General features: G+C 62.2%; 8 protein-coding genes and 1 pseudogene. 4 read left to right on the top strand and 5 right to left on the bottom strand.

All coding sequences use genetic code 11. The features are described from left to right. A partial coding sequence (locus AWC27_RS33170) for a beta-ketoacyl synthase N-terminal-like domain-containing protein (protein ID WP_139836979.1) occupies positions 1–199 on the bottom strand: 199 nt, incomplete at its 3' end. A 264-nt stretch (positions 200–463) separates the two neighbouring features. On the opposite strand from AWC27_RS33170, the pseudogene AWC27_RS13375 reads away from it, so the two are divergent. After that, positions 464–772: pseudogene (locus AWC27_RS13375) on the top strand (nucleotidyl cyclase domain-containing protein); the annotation flags it as partial. A gap of 576 nt (positions 773–1,348) precedes the next feature. Here the strand turns inward: AWC27_RS13375 and AWC27_RS13370 are convergent. Then, positions 1,349–2,056, bottom strand: a complete 708-nt coding sequence (locus AWC27_RS13370) for a hypothetical protein (protein ID WP_085670928.1) — start codon at positions 2,054–2,056, stop codon at positions 1,349–1,351. A 959-nt stretch (positions 2,057–3,015) separates the two neighbouring features. On the opposite strand from AWC27_RS13370, the gene AWC27_RS31080 reads away from it, so the two are divergent. Continuing rightward, complete coding sequence (locus AWC27_RS31080; RefSeq protein ID WP_169726779.1) at positions 3,016–3,336, top strand: hypothetical protein; 321 nt, start codon at positions 3,016–3,018, stop codon at positions 3,334–3,336. Positions 3,337–3,545: 209 nt separating this feature from the next. Here AWC27_RS31080 and AWC27_RS33165 read toward each other — a convergent pair whose 3' ends face one another. The 3 genes from AWC27_RS33165 to AWC27_RS13345 all read right to left on the bottom strand — a co-directional run bounded on the left by AWC27_RS33165 (position 3,546) and on the right by AWC27_RS13345 (position 5,080). Continuing rightward, positions 3,546–3,869 carry an excalibur calcium-binding domain-containing protein gene (locus tag AWC27_RS33165; protein ID WP_085670925.1) on the bottom strand — a complete coding sequence of 108 codons (324 nt, stop codon included), beginning with the start codon at positions 3,867–3,869 and terminating at the stop codon, positions 3,546–3,548. After that, positions 3,844–4,047 (bottom strand): excalibur calcium-binding domain-containing protein, encoded by a 204-nt coding sequence (locus tag AWC27_RS13350; RefSeq protein ID WP_085670924.1) that lies wholly within the window; start codon positions 4,045–4,047, stop codon positions 3,844–3,846. Before AWC27_RS13350 ends, AWC27_RS33165 begins: the two co-directional genes overlap by 26 nt. Before the next feature lie 256 nt (positions 4,048–4,303). Next, positions 4,304–5,080, bottom strand: a complete 777-nt coding sequence (locus AWC27_RS13345; protein WP_085670923.1) for a hypothetical protein — start codon at positions 5,078–5,080, stop codon at positions 4,304–4,306. A gap of 99 nt (positions 5,081–5,179) precedes the next feature. Here AWC27_RS13345 and AWC27_RS31075 point away from each other — a divergent pair, with 99 nt between their 5' ends. Further along, entirely contained in the window at positions 5,180–5,386 is a 207-nt protein-coding gene (locus AWC27_RS31075) for a hypothetical protein (protein ID WP_169726778.1), read from the top strand. 383 nt (positions 5,387–5,769) lie between these two features. Next, the gene (locus AWC27_RS13335; RefSeq protein ID WP_085670922.1) at positions 5,770–6,273 is read left to right on the top strand and encodes a hypothetical protein; all 504 of its coding nucleotides are present in this window, start codon (positions 5,770–5,772) and stop codon (positions 6,271–6,273) included. Positions 6,274–7,144: the final 871 nt, after the last annotated feature.

Genomic DNA, 7,144 nt, shown 5'->3' with positions numbered 1-7,144 from the left:
CCCCAATACCCCGCCCCGACGGCACCACACCCACCGCCTCCACACCATCACGCAACAAACACCACAACCCCGACAAATCCCCCGCACCCGGAAAACGACACGCCATCCCCACAATCGCAACAGCATCACCACCCAAAACCCCCGCCGACCCACCAACAAACCCGAGGCCAGCACCATCCTCCACGCGCTCACTCCTCATCGAATACCCACGTGAACTACGCTCCTGCAGCGGTCGGAATCCAGTATGAATCACCCGTGGGATGTCGGGGAGGAAGCCGGTCAAGTCCAGGAACGTGTACGACGTCGTTATGTGATCTTCGATTTCATTCTTTAGGCGGACAGTGCCGCAGTGGTGAATTCCTGTTGTATCGGGGTGTCGATTGCCGGCCGGCACTTTGGTACGCGGCGTGACGGCACCTCGATACGGCGTGACGGCATCTCGATGACGCTCTGGCGATGTTCGGACGGCCCGCAGCGGGCGATCCGCTGCGCATTGGCGTCCGCGACGCGGTGCAAGCGCTCGGCATCGAGGTGCGTGCCGCGCTGCACACCGGCGAGTTCGAGGTGCGCGGCGACGACATCGGCGGAATCGCCGTACACATCGGCGCACGCATGAGCGCCCTGGCAGGACGGAACGATGTCTCGTGTCCAGCACGCTGCGCGACCTCGTGATCGGGTCAGGACTCGAGTTTGAGGACCGCGGCGGGCACGAGCTCAAGGCGTGCCCGGCGAATGGCGGCTTTTCGCCGTCACCGCTGCTCGAAGGACCTAGGAATTAGCGTCGGCCTCTGGATCGAGGCCGAAAGCTCCTCAGTGAATGAGCCTGGGCGATCGACCATTACACCAGCGACGACACGGCCCCCGCCGCGGTCGTCGGCCTGGCCGGACGGCTCGTACCGTGAACACCAGCGGACAGCCGGAAACGCCGTCTGGGTTGGTTACGGGTTGGGTACAGGCCCCTCAGACAACAAGAGAGGCGGTCCGAAAACCGCCCCTGACCTCAGTCTTCTATGGTCGGGCTGACAGGATTTGAACCTGCGACCACTTGACCCCCAGGCATAATTTCGGCGTGTCGAGCCGTGCACAGAAATGCATCCGCGCAGGTCAAAGGTATGTAGGCACGCCGTGGCACCCCCCTGCACGGGAGCTGGTTGGCGTCATAATTGGCGTCAATTGTCGTCGGAATATCTGTTTGCTGGCGGAGCATTTGCCCAGGTCGGTACCCAAAGTGACCACTTGACCCAAAGTCAAGTGGTTGTCGCCAGCTCCCGGTACGTCACGGAAGGATCGCGGTATATCTGCAGCTCACCAGTGAGGTCCTCCTATGACCACGCCCCACGCAGACGGGTCATCCGCAGAGATAGGTTGCGGCGATCTCTATATAGGTCGCCATTTCTTGCTTCGTCGAAGCGCTCGCGGACTTCGTGTCGTAGCCGTGCTCCTCGTAGAAGATGACGGTAGCCTGCTCGCGATCACTCGGATACTTCTGCAATACAGCGCACGCCTCATAGGCGTATTTGACTACGGGGCCACCGACTGTCCATGCCGAAGGGTCGCCCATATACGCACCGTGACTGCCGGGGATCATGCTGTAGGAAACATGATTCGGCCCGCTGATCGGCGTTCCGCGTAGCGCCGCCAGAAAACTTTCCTCGCGGGCCCGGCTAACCTCTGGCGCTACGGACGCAGGCAACGGAGTTGAAGATGGCGGCGGGGCTGCCGGCGGCGTCACGACAACCGTTTGAACCACCGGGGGCGAAGGTGCTTGCGTCGCCACAGGGTGCCTGTCGGTGCCGCGCACCACAACGAACGCCACGACACCGGCAAGCGCCACGACAACCAGACAGGCCGCGACGGCCAGTGTCGTGATGCGTTGCGACGTCATCCATCGGGACCCCACCGTCGGGATCCCGTCGGGTTCGTCGTCGAGCGCCCAGGCGTAGATCGACCCGGGCTCGGCGTCGACCACGTCCGCCATCTCGGTGTGCGCCTCTGTATCGACGACCTCGCCCTGCTCGGTGGGCACCACCCCGGTGGCATCGTCCTCGTCCGCCATGGGCGGATGCTAGCGCCAACCAACGACTTAGGGCTTACGATTTGTGGGAGCAGCCGAAACGCCGCACGGCAAACCCCCTGGTGTGGTCTCCCGAGCTTCAAGTTTGAACTATTTGGCAGGCAAGCGAGGCCAACGTGACTAGGAATGGCTGGGGCGGCGCGCCCTCATCCAAGTGTTGTTAGGCCCGGCTACATCGGATCCGACGAATTGTTACCTATGAAAAAATGATGATCGCAGGAATGGTCGCAGCCGCGACGGTGACCGCAGCTCCCAACGCACACGCGGACGATGAAAGCTTTTTGACACGCTTGAGTCGAAATGATATGCCACCGATGAATACATCCGACGCCCTTTTGCGTGGGCATGCAGTGTGTCAGGCGTACACGAATGGGAAATCACCGATGCGATGACCGCAACTGATCTCAGGGTTTCGTAACGTAGACCACCACGCTGTTATAGCGACCGAGTATGCAGCCAGGGTTTGGGTCGGTGCTAACCACCGTCCAGTTCGATGCCACCCAGACCGATTTGTACTTCGGGTTAGCTGACGATAGCTCCACGCTGGTCAGCCCCAACCCCTTCAGCCGTGCTTCAACACCTCCGGCGTTTTGACCAATGAAGTCGGGCATTGTGATGTTGGCGGGGGTTTCGTCAATCGATATCGGTACGGGACAGGGTTTTGATGTGGCCTGTTCTGCGGGCGAAGGAATCCGGTGGATCGGATCGGCTAGGAGAATCACGAGCCCCACGACCAGCCCAACACCGAGAACTACGGCGGGCCAGATAACAGCGGATCTGTTCGGTGTGGGTCCTGTCGTGCGCGGACTGTCAGATAAGGGAGTCGCGGATCGCAGCTGTATGGCCGCTGACGGTGGTGCGGACTTGCGGCAATTCGCGGCAGTCTCGGGTGACCGATGGTTCACAGTGCACGTGCCATGCCGGTAAATCACCGAACGACCGTGCTGGACTTGGTAGACAGCGCCGGACGCGGTCACCTCGGCCATCCGCCGACCCTTCTCAGCGGCCCGCTCAGCGCTTCGATCTCGGGCTATCAAAAACAGTGCGAGCAAGCCAGCGATGTAAACGGCCTCAAAGCACCAGCCAACCACGAACCGCACCGTGGATGGATTTTCTGCGCCGCATCGGACCGCTATAAAGGTGCCCAACAGGTACGGCCACGCGGCGACGAAGAAAATGGCCGCAGCGCCGAGGAGCCAAGCGAGAAGCCCGCCACCGCCGCCTCCCCCGCGCGAACCGCCCTTCCACGATGTTCCAGCTGAGAGCGGGCCGACACCAACCCCGATCCCCCGCGTCGAAATTCCACCCCTGATGCCGAAAGCGCCGCCACCGATTCCGAGCCGCATGCAGTGACGGTACTGCTGCATCGGACGACCCAGAAGGGGATAGCCAAAGAACGTTCGAGGCCAACAACTGGTGGGCTGCATCGGTGGCGACAATGCCGACGCGAGGCGGCGCGCCCTGGTAGCGCCTATCCGCCAGGTCTGTCGCAGGCCCAGCCGTCACCGTCGCGGTCCAGAGCAGGGTGGTAGTCAGGATCGCCCCGGGGGATGTTGGTCCTGCCGTCAGCCCAAGCCTGGTCGCAGTTCGCGTAGTGGTGCGGGCTGTTTGTCGCGGCGGGGCTGCTGGTGAGGCCAGGACTGCGAGGTGGTGGCCCGGATCTCTGCGCGCCGTCGAGTTTGAAGCCAAGAAGTACAAGCAGCACAGCAGTAACCACCACCGCCACGCTAACGATCAAACGGATCTGCTCGCGGGTCAGCCGAGGAGAGCTATCGGGATTCGCAGGCGATTCCATCGTTGTCCCGGTCCAACCATGGCCCGTAGGCAGGGTCACCTCGGGGGATGTTGTATCGGCCATCCTTTGCAGCCGCTTTGCAGTTGGCGTATGGCGGGTCAGCCTGCGCGGCGGGTGCGATGATCACGCCAACACCGGCAATTGCGGCCACGGTGGCCAGGAGAAGACGGATTCTCATCTCACAACCTCCTTGTTGCGGATGTGAGGTTACGACCAAGCCGAGGCCCCGGAGCTGGAATCGGGAAAATTATTGCTGCGGAGCAATGGTTGCAGCTGATGTGGACCTCCGCTCGTAGATCATCGGAGTTCGAGCGGTGCCGCCAGACGGCCCACACGAAGTTCGTCCGTTGCGCCGTGCAGTCCCCGCGAACCAGTCGCCGCTGCTCCCGAATATTCAATGGCGAAACGTCCGAGCGGCGAGACCGATTTAGGACCTAATTGGACGTAGAAAGCTCCCGCCACGCCCAGTCGTCGGCTCGGTTCCAGGTGAGTACCGACTGGCCCCCGGCGGTGAGCCAAAGGTGTGTCGCGGCGAAGCCGCCCGGCAGCTCGTACTCCGGTACGTCAAGTCTGCCCATCCTGAGGTTGTCAAGGAGATCGAACCCAGACCCATAGATATCGGAGACTCCGATCGCAAGATGCCGCTCGGATACTCCGCGATGGCTAAGTAGCTTGTCGAGCTTCGTCGCGATGGCGGCGCTTGAGAGCAGGTCCGCCAAATCCTCGCCCAAACCTTCCGCTCGTGGGAACGCAAAGACCGCAGGCATTTGCACGCGGATGATCCCGGGTCTCCCGTCGACCGCGTGGAGCCTGCTGCGAGTTGAGTTGAACCATCGAACGTCGGTGTCTTCCCGCGCCGCAGCGGGCAGTTGCGCCGGTGAGCTAACCCCGTACCGGTCGCACGCGGCCAGCACCGCCGGGAGCCGCCGCCGAAGATCATTGAGTCGTGTCCGGAGGTCGACCACAACGGTCCAGTCTTGCGGACTGGCGCACTCGAACGTCCCACCGTCATCGAGCTTGGAACCCCAAGCTGCGGCCCGGGGATCTTGGACGGTGGTCATCTCGACTGCGCCACTCCCCGACGGGGACGCAAAAACGTAGTCAACCGCACCCTGACGCCCGTCGAGGTCGTGCTGGGTGAGCGACACGCCGTGCAGCTGCTCAATAAGGAGCTTTAAGTAAAGCTCCGAGCGGCTCGCACCAGAACCCACGGGAGGAACTCTATTCGGCCCAGCCGACAGCCCAAGTCGGCCACACGGGCTTGTCGGTCCCTGTGCACCGTCCAACTGCACCGCCAGCCGAGGGACCGAATGAAGCGTGACCCCGTAGGCCGCGAACGCATCGACCCAGCCACCGTGGACATCGACTGGCCTGATCCCGCCAGCCGTCTACCTGACGAACTGCCACTTCCCACAACCGTTGGTCATAAATACAAGGCGGTGATCGCTGTCTATTTCACCAGTCCACGTACTTGCGTCGCCATCGGCTTGAATGTTTACCCGCACAGTTTCGCCTAGGCTTGCTGTGCCCTCATCCAGGATCAGTCCCGGACGATAGCGGGCCACAGAGCGGATTGACCACTGGCAGTTGCCGTTTGCGGTCGCCTCGTAGAGAACCCCAGTCTTTGCCGTCGATCCCGCCCATTTGGTAGGTGCCGTTTCCAGGCATGGTCGCGTGATCGTCCGCAGGCGGTGGAGTTTGTCCAGATGTGGGCGTGCTCGTACCGGATTTGTCCTGGCTCGACATAGCCACCATCACGGTGACGCAACCTCCGACGAGAAAGAAGCCCCCCAGCAGTACGACAGCGCACCCGACACCCTTCTTGATGATCCCCACGCTCGGGATGTTAGCTAACCCGAGATAGGAGTTATTACGGCACGACGGCCAGCGGGAGGGGGTAATGGGTAGGAAGAAGCAGGTCTACAAACGGAACGGTCTTGCGGTCGCGGCTCTGATTGTGGTCGTCGGTCTCGTTGCAGCCTGCGGCGGCAATGAGTCGGCCAAGGAGAAAGACAGCACCGCCGCGACGACGACGGTAGCGACCGCCACGCCAACGGCGAGATCCACGCAGACTCGGCCTGCACCTACTGGCGCACAGGTCAAGGCGGCGTTCGAGGCATTCATCAACGAACGGGCCAACAGTGGTGTCATGTTGGCCCAGTCCGTTACCTCGGTGACGGTGACCGGCGGCGTCGTGACCGTCGCCCTCAACCCGGACCCGGTGGTCCTTGACCTGAGCCCATTCAAGAACTTGGCCGAGTTGTTCGGGGTTCCAGTGGCGTTCAACGATGACGAGGGTGTGTGGCTCCGCCAGACCGTTCAGCGGGTCGACGTGGTCGATGCCGCCGGAAAGTCGCTGGGTTCGATGACTGCAGCAGAGCTGAACAAGATGGGTGCTGGCTAGGCCGTGCGGGTTAGCCCGACAGGAAGAGCGCGGACCTATCGGCGATGGGTCGGCAGCAGGAAACTCTCGATGAGGGCCTGAGGGGTCGGTGTCGAGGCCATATTTCGCACTGTAAAAACGTCCGCCGACGACACGGCCATTCGTTGCCCCTGGGCCTGTCGGCGGCGCGGAGTACCTTCTGGCTCGTGGGCAACAGAGGCGACAAAAGGCGCGCCAGGGAACGAGAAAAGCGCCTCGCGGAATCACAGCGCCGCCGTACCGTGGATGGCTCGTCAAGTGGGGCGGCGAAGCCCAAGCTCAAACCGGACGCCGCGCGCGTCTTGCCGCCGAGGAGACGCGCGATAACCGCGCCGGTGAGTGGTGGACAGTCGTTCGATTTCGGGCGGTACACAGGTCCACCCCCAGTCGTGGTCGCTTCGGAAGTACTCGACATGCCCATGGGAATCGATCAACGCGAGTTGGTTTTGCGAAAGGTCGGAGTCGTGCCAGCACTGACGATGGTTGCCGGACTATTCGCAGACGTTGACCTTGCCGCGATCACGGACAGTCGATCCGATGTCCGCCACCGGCGAAATGATCCGCGAGCTAACCATCGACCCGACCAGGAACTACCAACCCCGAGGACTGCCCAGCGGCCGCCCAAAGAAAAAGCCCTGAACCCAAAATGGCTCTTCGGATTCCAGCGGGGTCAGGTGCCGGCTTTGAGGTCGGCGTGGCCTGCGGTTGTGGGGGACGAAGGTGCCTGAGTCTTTGAAGCGTGACCATCAAATTTCAAAGCACCTTCGTCCGTTATGAGCCTAATGGGAATCAGATCGGTGTGCCGTTGACGGGTATTTCTTGCTCGTCGGGGAGGCTGGTCAACCGAGCCGCT

Source organism: Mycobacterium szulgai (genome assembly GCF_002116635.1).
Taxonomy (GTDB): domain Bacteria; phylum Actinomycetota; class Actinomycetes; order Mycobacteriales; family Mycobacteriaceae; genus Mycobacterium; species Mycobacterium szulgai.
This window is presented reverse-complemented; position numbering and strand designations above follow the sequence as displayed.

Bases quoted from the DNA above. Each gene is read 5' to 3' on its own strand.
- AWC27_RS13335 (WP_085670922.1), top strand. From the start codon at position 5,770: ATGGGTAGGAAGAAGCAGGTCTACAAACGGAACGGTCTTGCGGTCGCG.
- AWC27_RS31075 (WP_169726778.1), top strand. From the start codon at position 5,180: ATGAAGCGTGACCCCGTAGGCCGCGAACGCATCGACCCAGCCACCGTG.
- AWC27_RS33165 (WP_085670925.1), bottom strand. From the start codon at position 3,869: ATGGAATCGCCTGCGAATCCCGATAGCTCTCCTCGGCTGACCCGCGAG.
- AWC27_RS13370 (WP_085670928.1), bottom strand. From the start codon at position 2,056: ATGGCGGACGAGGACGATGCCACCGGGGTGGTGCCCACCGAGCAGGGC.
- AWC27_RS13350 (WP_085670924.1), bottom strand. From the start codon at position 4,047: ATGAGAATCCGTCTTCTCCTGGCCACCGTGGCCGCAATTGCCGGTGTT.